This is a genomic window from bacterium (assembly GCA_019912885.1).
Lineage (GTDB): Bacteria > Lernaellota > Lernaellaia > JACKCT01 > JACKCT01 > JAIOHV01.
Genome location: JAIOHV010000077.1, coordinates 1 through 18213, shown reverse-complemented (window position 1 = coordinate 18213; position 18213 = coordinate 1). Strand labels below are relative to the sequence as shown.

Genomic DNA, 18213 nt, shown 5'->3' with positions numbered 1-18213 from the left:
ACCTATGGCCCTCGGTCAACGGCCACGCGCCGCGCCATCCCGACGATTTCTGTGAGAAATCCGATACCCTGGACTATCCGCCGAATGCCATGAGCGTGATCCGCGCCGCCGCCGTCGCGGCCCCCGACATTCCCGCGCGCGATCGCGTTTTCGCGGGGCTCGCCGAATATCCGCTCAATGCGGTGCGTCGCTGGCAGACACGCGATCCGCGCCCCAACCGTGCGCCGCGCATCTTTGTCGCGGGAGTCCGCGCGCCCGGCGGTGCCGCGGGCCATTACGATGCCGGTGCCGTCACGTTGTGGCGCATCGAGCGCCCCGCGACCGTGATCGTGGCGGCGGCGCCCGGCGGCCGGACATCGGCCACCATCACCGCGCCGCCCCCGGGCGACGGGAATGACGAGCCGTCCCTGATCGCGATCGAAATCGAGGGCATGATCGACAATGGTCATCCGGTGAGCGGACCCCTCGATCAATACATGGTCCCATCAAAGCCGCATGCGCGGCGCGGCGCCGTGGAAGGTTCACCCGATCACGACATCGCGGCCGCGTCCCGCGATTGGTTCGCAAGCAACGATTGTGACTACGCCCAGGCCCTTGTGCGGCTTGCGCCCGGTGCGTCGGCGCGCATTGTCGCCGACGCGCCGCCCACCGCGGTACGCGCGTGGATTCTGCAAAGCGGCGCCCCCGCGCCGCGTGTTCGGGACGCCCAGGCCATCGTGCAAATTTCCCGGGCCGACACGGCTCCTATCGTCTCCGCCCCGGCGGACGATGGCGTCCCGCCCACGTCCATTCGGGCTTACTTCCTCGCGCAGGTTCGTTGACCGCATCGATCGGCGAGCCGGCTTGCATCCCTGCCCGCCGGATTTCGAACGTCGCTTCCGCGCGCCTCGCGCCTCCGATTGGACGCGGCGTTCCCGTTCGGCTTAACGTCGCGGCGTGCGCAAGTTCCTCCCCGAAGACTCTGGCGACGCACGTCTCGGACTGATCGCGGCGATCGTGGTTGCGATCGCCGTCTCGGCGCTGGCGTCGTCGGGTTTTGACGACGTCGATATCGCGCCGCTAGCGCAGATCGCGAGCGTGATCGACGCGCGGCACGCCGCGATGAATCCGCCGCTCTCGTGGGAGGTCGGTTATTCGGACGTCTTTTTCGGGTCATCGCTGTTTTTTCGGCTCCAGGAATTTCTGCTTGCGGCGGGCGTATCGATCCGCGGACACCTTCTGCTCCAGCTCGCGGGACATCTGGCCGCGGTCGTTGTTTTTTGGAGATCGTCGAAGCGGTTTTTGCCGGCCGACGTTCGCGCCGCGAGCACGATCATGCTCGCCGCCGCGCCCGAACCCGCGCTGATGGTCGGCGAAAATTCCATCGCGCTTTTTATCCTGGCCCCGCTGTTTTACGTCGCATGGCAGCATGCGCGGCAGGCCCCGGGAATCGCCGGCCATGCGATCGCCGGGCTGATTTACGCCCTGTGCATTCACCTGCACATCGTCGCGCTTTTCATCCTGCCCGTGCTCGTCGTCGATCTCGTCGTTTCGCCAAGGCGAAACCCCGCGGGGGCGATCGCATTCACGCTGGCCTGGGTCGCGCTCGGTCTCGTGCCCGCCGCGCAGGGCGGCGTCGGCGATGCCCGGGAGCTTGCCGCCTACGCCGCCGAGCGCCTGTCCGCCGCCGCCGGGCCGGGGCTAGGCGGCCGCTTCGACCTGGTCCTGTTCGCGCACCTGTTCGCGGCGATCGGCATCGGGATCGCGATCCGGAACCGCGAAGTCCGCTCGGTCCCCGCCATTCGCGACGCCGTTGCCTGGTACGTCCTGGCCGCCATCCCCGCGATCGTACACTCCAACATCGGCGCGGAGCCGCGCGAGATGGCCATGGCCGCGGCGCCGCGCGCCGTCCTTTTCGGAATCGTCATCGCCGCCCTGGCCCGCGCGCCCGCCCGACGCCGGCGCGCGGGCGCGTTTGTCGCCGCCGTGGCGGCGGGCGTCATGGTCATCGAACTCGGCGCCCTGTCCGTCCTCCGCGATCGCCGCCTGCCGCCGGATCCGGATTTCAACGAAAGCGTCAGCGCGCTGCGCTATTCGCGGCGCGTGCGCGCGATCGTCCGGGCGGGACATGACCTCCTTGCAACGCCGCCCGGCGCTCCCCCCGTCTTCGCCGGGCTTTCCTCCGGCGCCCTGAACGCCGTGCGGCGCTGGGACGCCGGACGGACCGGCGCGCCCGACGCGCTCCCCAACATTTTCGTCGCCGCGGTCGATCCCCCCGAGGGTGTATCCGGCGGCCTTCGCGCCGGACCCGTCACGCTTTGGCCGATCGACAAGGCGCACCCCCACGTTTCGATCATGCACGACCATCGCGCCGCTAACGTCGCGAATGACGGCCCGCCGGTTCTCGTCGCCCTCGAAGCCGGCGCGCGGGGCGACGAGCTTCGCATCGACGGCAAGGCGGCCGTCGTCATGGCCGGCTGCGCCCCGTGCCCGGACAACGAAAACAACACGCAGGCCCTCGCGCTCATTCCGCCGGGGGGACGGGTGCGCGTCACCGTCGCGGACGGCGGCGCGTTACGCAGTATCTGGGTCCTCTCCGGGGTCATGCCGGCTGAAAACGAAGCCGCCGTCGAAGGCATGGCCGGCCACGTTTGGTGAGCACGCTCGCATTGTCGGCCGCGGTACGCGAGAAATTTTTTCTGTTCTCGTCACGCCACAAAAAAGCTGGCGCCGCCTCCTCAAAAAAAGGCATAATTGTCTTTCGATACCGCCGTTCGCCCAGTTGGCGAACGCCTCGCGGTCTGCTATAAAAATGCGCTTTGATTTTGGGAACTTCCTGACACGGGGCAACACGACGACGCGCCATTCGGTGACGCGGCCGGCCCAGGGGACGATATGACGACCGTTATGAAGCGGATTTCCGGATTGCGGCGACCTCTCGCCGCCGCGGGATGCCTTGTCCTGCTTTGCTTTTTTCTCGCCGCGCCCGCATCGGCGCAGGTGAATACCGACGACGTGAAAACCGTCTTCTCCATCGGCAACATCAACGCCGCGTTCTCGTTCCCGCTTTCGGCCTACCTGGTCGATGCGACCGACCAGCTCCTGCTCGCCGAAACGTGGCGGCCCGTCAACCGCGACGGCGGTCCCGTCGGCCTCGCCGTCGATCCGTACAACGAACGCCTGTTCGTGTCATACGAGTTCTCCGGCGTCGTCGATGTCTTCTCCGCCCGCGACGCCAGCCCCCTTGGGCAAATCCCGCTGATCGGAACGTCCGACCTCTGCGGCATGGACGTCCACCAGGATCGCGGCCACTTCTACGTCATCGACCGCTCGCAGAAGAACATTTACGTCTTCGACTCCGACACCTTCGCCCCGCTCGCGACGTGGCAGACGCCCTCCGGCGGCGGCATCTGGGATATCGATGTCATCGAGGACCTCGGCGGCCAGAGCGTCGTCTTCGTGACCGACTCCTCGAACTGGGTGCGCTGGTACAATGTCGATACGCACGCCGAGGCGGGCAATTCGTTCATCCTCTCGAACTCCGTCGTCGGCATCGGCGTTTACGTCGAGGGCGGGTCGAACCCCATCATCCTCGCCACCTCCGAAGGCGGCGGGCACGGGCCGCCGGATTCGCCCTGGCTCGTCAAGAAAGATCACGGCGCGAACCTCGAAACCAAGGTGGACGTCAAGGGCACCGGCCGCGGCATCGACGTCAACCAGTACAAGGCGCACGCCTACCTGTCGGTCGGCCCGGGCGGCCTGTTCAACTCGCCGTCGCTGCGCACCTACGACATCGCGACCCTCACCGAGATCGCCCGCGCGGACTTCCCCGGCGGATGGCAGCCGACCGACGTGAAGGCCACCTGGATCACCTTCGGCAGCTCGCTGAAAAAGACCAGCACATCGCATCCGAACGGCGACATCAACATGACCGAAGAGGTCGTCTTCGAAATCGAGATCACAAACCACGCGACGCGGCCGATCCACGAGCTGCCGCTGCGCGACGAATACGACACGACGCAGCTCACCTACCTCTATTCGAATCCGCCGTCCGACGACAACAACGACGACGGCATCATCGACTGGAGCGATCTGATCCCCGCCGTCGGGCATGACCTCGTTTCCGACGAGGTCTTCACCGTCGAGGTGCACTTCACCGCGCAGCCCGAAGCCTGCCAGGACAAGGTCAACGGCACGAATCGCGCGATCATGGAAAACGCGAAGGACGACAACGGCGGCACGCTCGACACCGTCAACGCCATCTTCGACTACGTGATCCACTGCGTCTGCGCGGTCGATGCCGACTGTGAGGACGGCGTGTGGTGCAACGGCACCGAGACGTGCGTCGAGGGCGAGTGCCAGTCCACCGGGAATCCGTGTCCCATCGACGATGAACTCTGGTGCAACGGCGACGAGACCGTGGTCTGCCTCGAGGAAACGCAGGAGTGCGGCCACACCGGCGACCCCTGCGGCGAGGATGACGGCAACTGGTGCAACGGCTCCGAATCCTGCGACGAGGAGGTCGACCAGTGCGTCTCGACCGACGCGCCGTGCGAGGATGACGGCCAGTTCTGCAACGGCACGGAATCCTGCACGCCAAACAACCTGGAGTGCCAGCACTCCGGCAATCCGTGCGACGTCGGTGAGACCTGCGACGAGGAAGATGACGTCTGCATCCCGTTCGAGGCCGAGGAGCCGCCCAACGCCGATCCCAACATTCCCACCGGGGATGAGGAGGAGGAGCCGGGTTGGCCCGAAGGCGAGGTCACCGGCGGCTGCTGCGGCTGCGGTTGATCGGAACGGTGCCTTGGGAGTTCGCCCGGCACGGGAGTTCGCCCGACATGGGAGTTCGCCCGGTACGGGAGTTCGCCCGGCATGGGAGTTCGCCCGGCATGGGAGTTTGTCATCCTGAGCGAAGCGAAGGATCTCGCCCGGCACGGGAGTTCGCCCGGCATGGGAGCTGGCCCGACAAGGGAGTTTGTCATCCTGAGCGAAGCGAAGGATCTTGCCCCGCATCGCCACGGACGGCGTCTTGAAAACCAGACTCGTTACGCACGCTTCGCGCGGTCTCTGTTGCCGCGCGGGGCGTTGTTCGTTTCCCGCGTGCGGGCCCCAAGCGCCGCGCGCACCCATGGGAGGTCCAGGTGGACAACCGACTGATTGAACGCGGAACCGTCTCGTCGTGGCTCCTTCGCGCGATCAGCGTGATCGCCGTCATCGTGGCGATGACGTTCGTGCTGGCGGGCCCCTCGCACGCGCAGGGCTTCCAGACGCGCACGATCTACGTCATCGGCAGCATCAACGGCGCTTTCACGTTCCCGTTGCAGGCGTACAGCTACAACGCCGGCCAGTTCAATATCGCCGAAACCTGGCGCCCCGCGCAGCGGGACGGCGGTCCCGTGGGCCTGGCCGTCGATCCGTATGTCCAGCGCCTGTTCGTGTCCTACGAGTTCTCCGGCGCGCTCGACATCTTCAACGCCACCGACGCCAGCCCCATCGGAACCGTGCAGCTCTCCGGCTCCCCGAACCCCGACGACCTCGCCGGCATGTCCGTGCTCGAAAGCCTGGGACACCTGTTCGTCGTTGACCGGCAGACCTCCGACGTCTGGCGATTCGACACGACGAACTTCAACGAAATCGACAAGTGGAATCTCCCCACGGGCAACGGCTCTTGGGGCATCGACGTGATCGAGGACGTGAACGGCGTGGACGCCATGTTCGTCGGCGACACCACGAACATCGTCCGATGGTACGACGTCGACAACCACACCGAGATCGGAAGCGCCACCCTCCTGCAGGGCATTTGCATCGGCGTCACCGTCTACATGGACGGCGACGATCCGGTCATCTTCTGCACCGCGGAAGGCGGCGGCCACACCCCGCAGGAAAGCTCCTGGGTCCATTACTACCACACCGGCACCGGCACCGAGTCCGGCCATTATCTCGGCAACACCACGGGGCGCGGAATCTCCGTCGACCAGGTCAACGGCATCGTGTTCGTCGTCGCGGCCGCGGAGGGCATCTTCGGCGGCAAGCCGACCGTCCGGGCCATCGACGTCAACACGCTCCAGGAAACCGGCCGCACCAACCTCGCCGGTTCGTCCGGCACCTGGAGCCCGACCGACCTCGAGGCGACCTGGCTCGCCTTCGGCGGCACCGTCAACAAGACCTGCGCATCGCACCCGAACGGCCAGATCGACCTCTCCGACGAGGTCGTCTTCGAAATCAAGATCACCAACCACGCCTCCCGGGGCATCCACGTCCTGCCGCTGACGGACACCTACGACACGACGCAGCTCACCTACCTGTTCTCGAATCCGCCGTCCGACGACAACCTCGACGACGGCCAGATCGACTGGACCGATCTCATCGCCCAGGTCGGCGACGACCTCGACTTCAACGAGACGCTGACCGTCGAGGTGCATTTCCTCGCGCAGCCCGACGCTTGCGAAACGATCGTGCAGGGCGAAAACACAGCCGAAATGCACGATGCGGAAAACGACCTCGCCCAGCCGCTCGACGACGCCACCTCCGTCTTCCCCTACACCATCAACTGCATCTGCCTCACCGACGAGCAATGCGACGACGGCGTGTGGTGCAACGGCGCCGAAACCTGCACCGAAGGCGTGTGCGTCTCCGAGGGCAATCCCTGCCCGCTTGACGACGGCCTCTTCTGCAACGGCCCCGAGACCATCGTCTGCGTCGAATCGACGCAGGAATGCGCCCACGAGGGAAACCCCTGCGCCGACGACGGCAACTGGTGCAACGGCGAGGAGACGTGCGACGAGGAACTCGACCTGTGCGTCGAATCCGACACGGACCCCTGCCCGGATGACGGCCTGTTCTGCAACGGCGAGGAATCCTGCTCGCCCAACCAGCTCGACTGCCAGCACACCGGCAACCCGTGCGACGAGGACGAAATTTGCGACGAGCCGACCGACTCGTGCCTCACGGAAGATGAAGAGCCCGAGCCCGACGACGACGTGGAAGCCGCCGCCGACGACCCCGAGTTCACCATCACCGGCGGCGCCTGCGGGAACTGACGAAAAGCACGCCGTCAGAGCCCACGCCGTCAGGGCCGCAAACGAAGCGAACGGTGTGCGTCAGGGCCGCAAACGGAGCGAAGCGGAGTGCGCGGTCGATACCGCCCCAGCAATGATCTGCGCCGTCGGAGCCGCAAACGGAGCGAAGCGGAGTGCGCGGTCGACACCGCCCCAGCAATGATCTGCGCCGTCGGAGCCGCAAACGGAGCGCAGCGGAGTGCGCGGTCGATACCGCCCCAGCGATGATCTGCGCCGTCGGAGCCGCAAACGGAGCGCAGCGGAGTGCGCGGTCGACCCCGCCCCGGCATCGCCGCGCTCTCTCCACGACCGTCGCGACTGCCCGTCAGGGCCGCAAACGCAGTTCCGCTCCGGGCGGGACGGAGTGCGCGGTCGATACCGCCCCGGCATCGCTTGCTATTGCCTTGCCCGCCAATTCGCCACAAATATTCCATGACCACCACGTCAATGCCAAACGAGCCGCTTGCCTACTTCATCACCTTTTCGTGCTACGGGCACCGCGTTCACGGCGATGCCGAAGGATCGGTGAACCGACATCATCGCGGATATCAGCTCCCACCGTTGGCGCCAAATCCGAACCTCGAACAACACGAGCGTGCAAACATGTCGCAGGTTCCGTATCGGCTAGACGAACAGCGCGCGCGAATCGCTCTTGATGCGGTCCGAGACGTCTGTCGGCGCCGGCGATGGCATCTTTGCGCGTGGCACGCTCGCGAGACACATGTCCATGCCGTCGTCGAAGCGAACACGAAACCCGAGCGCGTCATGGTGGCGTTCAAGGCTTATACGAGCCGGTATTTGAACAAGTCAGGCTTGGACGAGGCGGATCGACGACGATGGACCGAACACGGCAGCACGCGATACCTGTGGTCGCGCGATGATGTGGTCGCCGCGATCGAATATGTACTTTACGAACAGGGCGAGCCGATGTTGGTGTTTACGCAGGCGCCGACGCGATAGAGTTCATCGGACGCGGCGATGTCGGGGCGGTATCGACCGCGCACTCCGCTGCGCTCCGTTTGCGGCCCTGATATCGCATGTCGGCCCCGCCCTCGCCATCCCATCCTCCCCCGTTTGCGCCGCGAACCTCGCGTGCTATAGAACTCCCCACGGAGGGTTCCATGCTTCGATCCCATCGCGAACGCCGGGTTTTTCCAGTGCGTTTTGGACTTGTAATTCTCGCCGTCGCCGCCTTGTCGGCGCTTGCCCCGGCGACCGCCGCGGCGCAGTCGCTGCAAACGCGCACGCTCTACGTCATCGGCGACATCAACGCCTCGTTCTCGTTTCCGCTTTCGGCCTTCACCGTTTTGCCGCCGGGCAACGCCTTCGCCCTCGACGAAACCTGGAACCCGATCAACCGCGACGGCGGCCCCGTGGGCCTCGCCGTCGATCCGTACGTGAAACGCCTGTTCGTCTCCTACGAGTTCTCCGGCGCCGTCGATCTTTTCGATGCCACCGACGCCAGCCCGCTGGGCACCGTGGCCCTTTCCGGTTCGCCGCCCCCGGACGATCTGGCCGGCATGGACGTGCTCGAGGACCTCGGCCACCTGTTCGTCATTGACCGCCGCGAGAACGACGTGTGGGTCTTCGACACGACAAACTTCACCGAGCTCGACAAGTGGGTGCTGCCCACCGGTGACGGCGCCTGGGGCATCGACGTCGTCGCGGACGTGGCCGGCGTCGACACGCTCTTCGTCTCCGACGCCACCCCGACCGTGCGCTGGTACGACGTCGCCAATCACACGGAAATCGGCAGCGCCACCTTCTTGCAGGGCGTGTGCGTCGGCCTTGCGGTGTTCATGGACGGCGACGATCCCGTCCTGTTTTGCACCTCCGTCTCCGGCGCGCACGAGCCGCCCGACAGCCCCTACCTGCACTACCTCCACACCGGAACCGCCACGGAGAATTTCCACTTCCTCGGCAGCAGCGTCACCGGCCGGGGCGTCGCGGTGAACCAGAACGACAACACCGTTTACGTCGTCGTGGACGCCGGCAGCGGATTTTCCGCCAAGCCGACCATCCGCGCCGTCGACGTCACCACGCTCCAGGAAACGGGCCGCGTCGCGTTCGGCCAAAGCGGCTGGAGTCCCACCGATCTCGATTCCACCTGGCTCGCCTTCGGCGGCTCGATCGACAAATCGTCCACCTCGCACCCGAACGGCCAGATCGACCTCTCCGACGAGGTCGTCTTCGAAATCGAGATCACGAATCAATCCTCCGAGCCGATCCACATCCTGCCCGTGACGGACGAATACGATCCGGCGCAGCTCACCTATCTCTTTTCCGTCCCGCCGTCCGACGACAACGTCGACGACGGCCAGATCGACTGGTCCGATCTCATCGCGCAGATCGGCGCCGACCTGGACTTTGGCGAGTCCGCCATCATCGAGGCGCATTTCCTGGCCCAGCCGGACATCTGCGAAACGACGGTCAAGGGACAAAATCTCGCGCGCATGCACGACGCCGAATTCGACAACGGCCAGCCCGTGGAGGACGCCGAATCCGTCTTCAAGTTCACCATTCACTGCATCTGCCTCACGGACCAGGAGTGCGACGACGGCGTGTATTGCAACGGCCCCGAGTCCTGCACCGACGGCGCGTGCGTCTCCGCCGGCAACCCCTGCCCGATGGACGACGGCCTGTTCTGCAACGGCGCCGAAACCATCATCTGCATCGAGGACCTCGAGGAATGCGGCCACACCGGCAATCCGTGCGTCGATGACAACAACTGGTGCAACGGCGAGACGACCTGCGACGAGGGCGTCGATCAGTGCGTCTCCGACGACGAAGACCCCTGCCCGGACGACGGCCTGTTCTGCAACGGCGACGAGTTCTGCACGCCAAACCAGCTCGAGTGCCAGCACGCCGGAAATCCCTGCGACGAAAACGAGGTCTGCGAGGAAGACACCGACGCCTGCATCGCCATCGAGGAACAGGATGACGACGATACCGAGCCCGAGCCCGAGCCCGACGATGGCCTGTCCGCCGACGAGCCCGAGTTCTCCATCACCGGCGGCGCCTGCGGTAAGTAACCCTGGGTCCCTGCGATATCAGGGCCGCAAACGAAGTCGCCTCGCTCCGAGCGAGGTGACGGAGTGCGCGGTTGATACCGCCCCGGAAAAAACCGCGTCATTCCCGGCTCGAAACCGACCGCGCACTTCGCTCCGCCAGCGGCTGCGCTTCGTTTGCGGCCCTGACATCGCCGACCCTACGACCGCTTGCGCCCCTCGATCAGCAGATACGTATCCGCCTTCAGAAACCGCGTCTCGGTGATCTCCACGCGACCGTCCGCGCGTAGAAACTCAAGCGTTCGCCGATCGAAGCGCGCGCCGTAAACCTTCTCGACAAACGGCGCGAATCGCCGCTGCCGCGCCAACAGGCGCGGATCGTTCGAATAAACCATCTCGAGAAGCCGAATCCTCCCGCCCGGTTTCAGCACGCGAATCGCCTCGGAAAGCGCCGCCGGCTGGAGGTCGTTTGGCATCACGCAGTACAAAAACGTCGCGATGTACCAGTCGAAACGATCCGACGGCACCCCGGCAAGCCGCGTCGCGTCGCGCCGCAACAGATTCACGGGACACGCCGCCCGACGCGCTCGCCGGCTCGCGATCCGAAGCATGCCCTCGCTTAAATCAAACGCGGTAACTTTGGCATCCGGCGCGTAATGCCGCAGATTCCGCCCCGTGCCGACGCCCGCCTCCATCACCGCGCCCGTCGCGTCCCCCACGAGGATCGGCCGCCATTGCCGGTATTGCCGCTCCCAGGGGTAGTCGAGAACGTCGTAAAAACGCGAGGTCATTTGGTATTTTGCCGCAAGCGCGCGCGCGGCGGGCGTCAGGTGATGGTCGTCGATGACGAAATCGTCCATGGCGCGCGCAATAATGCCCGGCGCGACGCGATTGTCCACCGCGTTAGGCCCCGCGCCAGGCGTTTGACCTGCGTCGGGTTGACGGATCGCAATTCGCACGGAAGTCTGCGCGCTGAGTTGTCCCGTTGGGGCGGCTTCCGGCGGCCGGAAGACCGCTTTTTTTTAGCAGAAAAAACGGACGGACCCCATGAAAAACAAACAGCTTTTCGCCTTGTTGGCCCTTATCGCCTTCGCCCTTGCCGCCTTCCCGCTCGGATGCGGTTGTGGGGACGATGACGACGACGACGATGACGACGACGACGACGATGATGACGATGACGGCGACGACGACGCCGGCGATGACGATGACGACGACGATGGCGATGACGACGCCTCGGACAACCCCGATGTTTACATCGACGAAACAACCGGCCTGATCTGGCAGGACGGCGTCTCCGACGGCGCGCTCAACCAGGACGACGCGTTCAGCTACTGCGTGTCCCTGGATTTCGGGGGCTACGAGGACTGGCGCCTGCCGACGATCTCCGAACTGCGTTCGCTCGTCCGCGGCTGCCCCGCCACCGAGCCCGGCGGCGAGTGCCTTCTGACCGACGAATGCTCCTCCGAGGGCCCCTGCTTCAACTTCGAATGCCACGGCTGCAACGAAAATCCGCTCGAAGGCCCCGGACCCGAAGGGCAATACTGGCCGGCCGAACTTACCGGCACGATCGGCGCCTATTGGTCAATCACCGTCGATCCGTTCGAGACGACCAACGGCTGGTTCGTCGATTACGAAACCGCGACCGTCGGCGGGATTCAGTACCTTGGCGAAAACCTCGCCCGGTGCGTCCGCGATCCGGACTGACCGCCGCGCGGGGGCTTGACGTACCGGCCAAACCGGACAAACCTGTCGCCCTTGAATGCATTCTCATGGGGCGGCTTCCGGTAAGCGGAAGACCGCCCTTTTGACTGGAAAAATCGGAAGTCCACCATGAAATATCCGCTTCGCCGATCGGCCGCGATTTTCCTGTTCGCCCTTAACGCCCTCGCCCTTGCCGCTTTCCCCCTCGGTTGCGGCTGCGGCGATGACGACGATGACGATGACGACGACGACGATTTTGCCGATGATGACGTCGCGGACGACGACACCGGCGACGACGACGCCGACGACGATACCGCCGGTGACGATGACGACACCCTGCCCGACGACGACGCCGCCGATGACGACGCCGCCGATGACGACGCCGACGACGACGATACCGGCGACGACGATACCGGCGATGATGACGCGGACGACGACACCGGCGATGACGATACCGAGCAGTGCCCGGACGTGACTGGCGCCGTCGTCGCGCCCGCCACCGTTCCCGTGTCGGCCGGCGCGTTCACGATGGGCAGCCCGGACGCCGAGCTTGGCCGCGACGTGGACGGCTGGGAAACGCAGCACTCCGTCACGCTCACGCGCGACATGCTCGTTTCCGTCCACGAGATCACGCAGTCCCTCTACAAGGGCGTCACCGGCGGCCTGCCCGTCGGCCAGCAGGGTTGCGGCGACGACTTCCCCGTCGGCACCGTCACCTGGACGGAGGCCGTCACGTTCGCCAATGCCCTGTCCACGGCGCTTGGCCTCGAGGAGTGTTACACGATCAACACCCCCACCGACGTAGACTGGGACCAGGACTGCACCGGCTGGCGCTTGCCGACCGAGGCAGAATGGGAGTTTTTCGCGCGCGCCGGCGCCTCCACCGCGTTCTACAACGGCGACATCGTCAACACCTCGTGCGGCGACAACGGCCTCAAGGAGATCGCCTGGTATTGCGGAAACTCCGGCTTCGACATCCACGAGGTCGGCCTGAAGACCCCGAACGCCAACGGCCTCCACGACGTGCTCGGCAACATCTGGGAATGGGTCTGGGACGGCGTTGACGAAGAGGCGGATGCGCCGTACGACACATCGCCCCAAACTGACCCCACCGGAAAGGGCGGAACGCTCTTTCGCGTCTATCGCGGAGGCGCCATGTTCTCCACCGCGGCTGACACGCGTCTTGCCAAACGCCGCTTTGGCGCCGCCAGCCTGCGCGACGAGGATGTCGGTTTACGATTGATACGCACCGCGCCGCCCGCGGCGCAAGGAAAGGAATAACCATGCTTCGCCGAATGCTCTGCGTCGCGGTGATCGTCGCCGCGCTTGGCGCCGCGCCCGCCGCGCGCGCCGAACTGCCCGTCACCACCAAGGTGATCTACGCCCTCACGCACACCAACGCCGACCCGTGGCCACTTCAGGCGTTCATCCTCTTCGAGGACGAGTTGATCCCCGCCAAGACCGCCCTGCGCGATGGGCTCGGCGAGCCCGTCGAGGGCCCGGTCGGCGTCGCGGTGGACTCCGTGAACGGCAAGGTTTACGTCGCCTCCGAGCACTCAAACCAGCTCGACGTTTTCGACGCCGCGACGCTCGAGAGCCTGGGACGCGTCACCCTCGCTGAACTCACCAACATCGCACCGATGGCGTTCGACGCAAGCACCGGCCGCTTCTACGTCGCGGATGTGCAGACCACGGAAGTCCACATCTACGCGGGCGCCGATCTCGATCATGTCGGCAGCGTCGATCTGTCGACCAACAACGGCATCTTCGGCATGGCCGTGCTCGACAACGTGCTCTACACCGGCGACGGCAGCTTCGATGTCCGCTACTACGACGCCGATACCGGCAACGAACTCGGCTCGTACACCATCACCGAGTTCGGCGTCGCGCTCGGCGCCGTCGATCCGGTCTCGCCGATCGTTTTCTCGACCACCGCATTCGCCGGCCCGAACGTCACGCGCTACGATATCGCCGCCATGAGCGAAACGATCGAAGACTTCGGCTTTACGCCCATGAAGGGCATCGCCGTCGATCCCGAGGGCGGCCGCGTCGTTGCCGTCGGCGGCGACGCCGAAAATCCGCCCGCCGGCATCACCGTGGCCGACGCGGATACGCTCACCGTGCTGAACAGCTACGAGATCGGCGACGACTCCTACAGCCCCACCGACGCCGAGGCCGGCACAGTCGACTTCGGCGATTTCGTGACCGTCGAGATCCTCGACCCCCTCGGCAGCGAGGCCGGCATCGGCGGCACCTTCGAAGTGCGCGTGCGCGTGGCCAATAACGGCGACGCGGCCATCACGCTCGCACCGTTCGAAATCCGTTTCTCGAGCGACCTCGTCGAGCTCGATTCCGTCCTCCCCGCGCCCGACGCGCAGGAAACCGACCGCCTGTCCTGGGATGACCTCACGGATTCGTTCGCCGCGGATCTCGGTGCGGGCGAAGAGTTCACGATCGACCTCTCCTTCATCGCGCTCGAGCCGGACACGTGCATCAACATCGCCACCGGCGTATTCGTCGGGCACCTGTTCGGCGCCGAGGACGCGGACGCCAACCCGCTTGCCGACGAAGGCGGCGTGGTCGCTTTCGGCGTCACCTGCCCCTGCGAGACGGACGCCGACTGCGACGACGGCCTCTTCTGCACCGGCGACGCCACCTGCGGCGACGACGGCATCTGCACCTTCTCCGGCGACCCCTGCGGCGACGACGAGGCGTGCAACGAAGACGCCGACGAATGCGTTCCCTTCGGCGGCTCCGACGACGATGACGATGATGATGACGATGATGATGACGACGATGACGATGACGATGACGATGACGACGGCTGCTGCGGCTGCTGAAACAGCCTCCACGCGGATAGCGGCAATGTCAGGGCCGCAAACGAAGTCGCCCCGCTCTGCGATGTCAGGGCCGCAAACGTAGTCCCGCTCCGAGCGGGACGGAGTGCGCGGTCGACACCGCCCCGGCGATGACCTGCGATGTCAGGGCCGCAAACGAAGTCGCCCCGCTCTGCGATGTCAGGGCCGCAAACGTAGTCCCGCTCCGAGCGGGACGGAGTGCGCGGTCGACACCGCCCCGGCGATGACCTGCGATGTCAGGGCCGCAAACGTAGTCCCGCTCCGAGCGGGACGGAGTGCGCGGTCGACACCGCCCCGGCACGACGTCATGCCTCCGATCGACACGCGGGCGCGGCACACGCCGCGCCCGTGTCTTTTTGAGCGCGCCCCCACGTTATTTCGAAATACGATCGGGTCGGATAAAATTCTTGCCTAATATATAAATATGGATAGAATTTTATCCGAAAGGTGCGCATGGCGAATCGCGACAGCCGCATAAAAAAAGCCGAGGCCGTGTTCCGCGAACTTGGGGGCGTTCTGCGGACGGGACAGGCTCTCGACCGCGGGATCCATCCCCGCGACCTCTACGCCATGGCCGACACCGGCCGGATCGAACGCCTGAGCCGAGGCGTCTATCGTCTCGCCGATAGGCCGCCACTTGGAAACCCGGACCTCGTCACGGTTTCGAAACGGATACCGCAAGGCGTCATATGCATGGTCTCCGCACTGGCCTTTCACGGGATCACGACGCAAATCCCGCACGAGATCCATGTCGCCGTCGACAGAAAGGCGTGGGCATCCCCGCGAATCGATTCGCCGCCCGTCCGCGTATTCCGATATACGGGCCCGGCGTTTACCGAGGGCATCGAGGAGCACCGCATCGATAAGGTCGTCGTCCGCGTTTACGGCCCGGAGAAAACGATCGCTGACGTCTTCAAGTTCCGAAACAAGATCGGGCTTGACGTGGCGCTCGAAGCTCTTCGGCTCGCCAAGGCGGCAAAAAATATTCGGGTGCCCAGGTTGTTGGAGTTCGCTCGTATTTGCCGCGTGGAACGCGTCATGCGGCCCTATCTGGAAGCCATCCTGTGAGTCCAGAGAATATCCAAAACGTCGCGGCCTCGGTGCGCCGGCGCCTGAAAAACATCTCGGCGCAAGACCACCGCACGTTCGAAGAGTTGCTCGTCTATTACGCGATGGAGCGGTTCCCTTATCGGCGGAGCCGGTCCCCGCACGGCCGGCGATTCGTTTTGAAGGGAGCGTTGATGCTCGTCGTTTGGGCGGCGCCGCGCGCCCGTCCCACCCGCGACATCGACCTGCTCGCGTTCGGCGACAACGACGTGGACGCGATCGTCGCCGCGATCCGGGACGTATGCGAAGTCGAGGCCGAACCCGATGGAGTGGTTTTCGACAAGCAAAGCGTCGCGGGGACAAGGATCAAGGAGGGCGCGGATTACGAGGGCGTGAGAATTACGTTTGACGGGAGGCTCGACAACGCAAGGGCTCGCATGCAGATCGACATTGCCTTCGGCGACGTGGTGGTGCCTAACGCCGCCGAGATCGAATTTCCGACGCTACTCGATCACCCGGCGCCGCGGATGCGGGGCTATAGCATGGTCAGCGTCGTGGCGGAGAAATTCCAGGCGCTGGTTCGGCTCGATCTCCTGACATCCCGTATGAAGGATCTGCATGACCTGTGGTATCTCGCCGGGCATTTCCCCTTCGACGGCGCCCTGCTGGGGGAGGCTCTGCACCGGACGTTCTGAACCGGGGCACGGAACTCGCGGTCAGGCCGACGGTGTTTACCGGGCGGATTTACGGAGACGCCGACAAGCTCCGCCAATGGGACGCCTTTTTGCGCCGGCTGCCCGATGCGGATACGCCAAAAACCCTGGCGGAGGTCGTTCACCGGATCGAGGAATTCCTGGCGCCCGTCGTCGACGCCATCCGGAACCAGAAATCCGTACCCGCCTCATGGTCCGCGGGTATCGGTTGGTCGGCGGCTGGATGACAGCGCGGCCGGAATGGTCGCGCGGTCGGCCCGCCCCGGCGATAATCGCGTTCATCCCGGCGCGTGGCCAACCGCGCTTCGCTCCGTTTGCGGCTCTGAAATCTCCGCACGTCACGCGTCGCTTCCTTGTGGATAACCCCACATCTAGTACCCACCCCCAAAAAAGCGTCCATCCCTAGAATTTTCGCTTGACACCCAAACAACCCGTGGTATACCCTGCGCGAACTTGCAATAAATATGGTATGCGATTCGGGAGCCGCATCGGCTCCTTCCCGGGTGTAGCAACGCGACCTGGCCCAATCCTGGGCCGACGACGGACGAACGGTTTTCGATGCGGATCAAGTACGTCGAACTCGTGGGCTTCAAGTCGTTCGTGGACAAGACGCGCCTGTCCTTCCACGACGGCATCACCGTCATCGTCGGCCCCAACGGATGCGGTAAGTCCAACGTCGTCGATGCCCTGCGTTGGGTCATGGGCGAACTGTCCGCGAAAAGCCTCCGCGGCGCGGAGATGCAGGACGTCATCTTCTCCGGCAGCGCGAGCCGCAAGCCCTTCAACATGGCTCAGGTCGTCCTTGGCTTCTCCTGCGAGGACGGCGTCCACCCCATCGGCTACGAGGGCGTCACCGAGATCGAAATCTGCCGCCGCCTCCACCGCGACGGCGAGAGCGAATACCTCATCAACCGCGTTCCTTGCCGCCTGAAGGACATCCAGGAACTCCTGATGGACACCGGCATGTCCGCGCGCACCTACGCCGTCATCGAGCAGGGCCAGATCGCGCGCATCCTGTCCATGAAGCCCCAGGACCGCCGCTTCCTCATCGAGGAGGCCGCCGGCACGACCAAATACCGCGTCCGCCGCGAGGAAACCGAACGCAAAATCGCCTCGACGCAAGACAACCTCTCCCGCGTCGAGGACCTGCTCTCCGAGATCCGCCGCAACGTCAACAGCCTCGCCCGCCAGGCCGGCAAGGCTCGCCGCTGGAAGGAATTTTCCGACGAGCTGCGCGAGGTCGAGATCGAGCTCGCCGTCCGCCAGGCCGCCGAGATCGACCGCCAGGACGCCGACCGCAAGGACCGCGCCGCCCGGATCGCCGAGCGCATCGTCTCCGAAGAGGCGCGCCTCGCTGCCGAGGAATCCCGCCTCCAGGCCCGCCAGCTCGATCACCTGCGCGGCGCCAAATCCGTCGAGGAACAGCAGGCGGGTCTCGCGAAGATCCAGGACGAGCTGCGCCGGATCGAGGCCGAACACGCCAACCTCACGCGCATTGCCGGCGAAAACGAAGCCCGCCAGGGCGCGCTGCGCCAGGAAAGCGAAACCTCCGCCGCCTCGATGCCCGAGCTGCTCGCCGCCGCGGACGCCGCCCTTTCCGAAACCCGCGAGGCCGACGCCGGGCTCGAGGGCCTCGCGGTCCGGCTCGACGAGGCCCGCGGGCGCCTGGAGTTCTACCGCAACACGCGCCGCGAAAACTCGCGCGTCGCCGGCGAACGGCGCGAGATCGTCGAGCGGCTCACGCGCGAACTCGCCACCCTCGGCGGCCAGGACACCGGAGACGCCAACCGCCGCGCCCGCGACGAAGAACGCATCGCGAATCTCGGCGCCGAGATCGAGCCCCTCG

At 65.5% G+C, this 18213-nt stretch carries 13 protein-coding genes; 12 read left to right on the top strand and 1 reads right to left on the bottom strand.

Features of this window, described 5'->3' with window-relative positions:
• The 6 genes from K8I61_06540 to K8I61_06515 all read left to right on the top strand — a co-directional run.
• The coding region (locus K8I61_06540; GenBank protein MBZ0271675.1) for a hypothetical protein at window positions 1–821 on the top strand (821 nt) is incomplete at its 5' end.
• 115 nt (window positions 822–936) lie between these two features.
• Window positions 937–2637 carry a hypothetical protein gene (locus K8I61_06535; GenBank protein ID MBZ0271674.1) on the top strand — a complete coding sequence of 567 codons (1701 nt, stop codon included), beginning with the start codon at window positions 937–939 and terminating at the stop codon, window positions 2635–2637.
• A gap of 237 nt (window positions 2638–2874) precedes the next feature.
• Entirely contained in the window at window positions 2875–4773 is a 1899-nt protein-coding gene (locus tag K8I61_06530) for a hypothetical protein (GenBank protein ID MBZ0271673.1), read from the top strand.
• 350 nt (window positions 4774–5123) lie between these two features.
• The gene (locus K8I61_06525) at window positions 5124–7022 is read left to right on the top strand and encodes a hypothetical protein (GenBank protein MBZ0271672.1); all 1899 of its coding nucleotides are present in this window, start codon (window positions 5124–5126) and stop codon (window positions 7020–7022) included.
• A gap of 465 nt (window positions 7023–7487) precedes the next feature.
• Window positions 7488–8000, top strand: a complete 513-nt coding sequence (locus tag K8I61_06520) for a transposase (protein MBZ0271671.1) — start codon at window positions 7488–7490, stop codon at window positions 7998–8000.
• A 161-nt stretch (window positions 8001–8161) separates the two neighbouring features.
• Window positions 8162–10072 carry a hypothetical protein gene (locus K8I61_06515; GenBank protein ID MBZ0271670.1) on the top strand — a complete coding sequence of 637 codons (1911 nt, stop codon included), beginning with the start codon at window positions 8162–8164 and terminating at the stop codon, window positions 10070–10072.
• Between the two features lie 176 nt (window positions 10073–10248).
• On the opposite strand, the gene K8I61_06510 is transcribed toward K8I61_06515, so the two are convergent.
• Entirely contained in the window at window positions 10249–10947 is a 699-nt protein-coding gene (locus K8I61_06510; protein ID MBZ0271669.1) for a class I SAM-dependent methyltransferase, read from the bottom strand.
• Between the two features lie 148 nt (window positions 10948–11095).
• Here K8I61_06510 and K8I61_06505 point away from each other — a divergent pair, with 148 nt between their 5' ends.
• From K8I61_06505 to K8I61_06480, 6 genes are all read left to right on the top strand, one after another.
• Window positions 11096–11752 (top strand): DUF1566 domain-containing protein, encoded by a 657-nt coding sequence (locus K8I61_06505; GenBank protein ID MBZ0271668.1) that lies wholly within the window; start codon window positions 11096–11098, stop codon window positions 11750–11752.
• 126 nt (window positions 11753–11878) lie between these two features.
• A complete protein-coding gene (locus K8I61_06500) occupies window positions 11879–13030 on the top strand; it encodes a formylglycine-generating enzyme family protein (GenBank protein MBZ0271667.1) in 1152 nt (383 codons plus the stop codon).
• A gap of 2 nt (window positions 13031–13032) precedes the next feature.
• Complete coding sequence (locus tag K8I61_06495) at window positions 13033–14589, top strand: hypothetical protein (protein ID MBZ0271666.1); 1557 nt, start codon at window positions 13033–13035, stop codon at window positions 14587–14589.
• 471 nt (window positions 14590–15060) lie between these two features.
• Window positions 15061–15675 (top strand): type IV toxin-antitoxin system AbiEi family antitoxin domain-containing protein, encoded by a 615-nt coding sequence (locus tag K8I61_06490; protein ID MBZ0271665.1) that lies wholly within the window; start codon window positions 15061–15063, stop codon window positions 15673–15675.
• The gene (locus tag K8I61_06485; protein MBZ0271664.1) at window positions 15627–16349 is read left to right on the top strand and encodes a nucleotidyl transferase AbiEii/AbiGii toxin family protein; all 723 of its coding nucleotides are present in this window, start codon (window positions 15627–15629) and stop codon (window positions 16347–16349) included. Before K8I61_06490 ends, K8I61_06485 begins: the two co-directional genes overlap by 49 nt.
• Before the next feature lie 576 nt (window positions 16350–16925).
• On the top strand, window positions 16926–18213 hold a 1288-nt coding region (locus K8I61_06480), incomplete at its 3' end, for an AAA family ATPase (protein MBZ0271663.1).

What these genes read in the sequence shown, in the direction of transcription:
- K8I61_06520 (MBZ0271671.1), top strand. Translation starts at nt 7,488, where the DNA reads ATGCCAAACGAGCCGCTTGCCTACTTCATCACCTTTTCGTGCTACGGG.
- K8I61_06515 (MBZ0271670.1), top strand. Translation starts at nt 8,162, where the DNA reads ATGCTTCGATCCCATCGCGAACGCCGGGTTTTTCCAGTGCGTTTTGGA.
- K8I61_06505 (MBZ0271668.1), top strand. Translation starts at nt 11,096, where the DNA reads ATGAAAAACAAACAGCTTTTCGCCTTGTTGGCCCTTATCGCCTTCGCC.
- K8I61_06490 (MBZ0271665.1), top strand. Translation starts at nt 15,061, where the DNA reads ATGGCGAATCGCGACAGCCGCATAAAAAAAGCCGAGGCCGTGTTCCGC.
- K8I61_06495 (MBZ0271666.1), top strand. Translation starts at nt 13,033, where the DNA reads ATGCTTCGCCGAATGCTCTGCGTCGCGGTGATCGTCGCCGCGCTTGGC.
- K8I61_06530 (MBZ0271673.1), top strand. Translation starts at nt 2,875, where the DNA reads ATGACGACCGTTATGAAGCGGATTTCCGGATTGCGGCGACCTCTCGCC.
- K8I61_06500 (MBZ0271667.1), top strand. Translation starts at nt 11,879, where the DNA reads ATGAAATATCCGCTTCGCCGATCGGCCGCGATTTTCCTGTTCGCCCTT.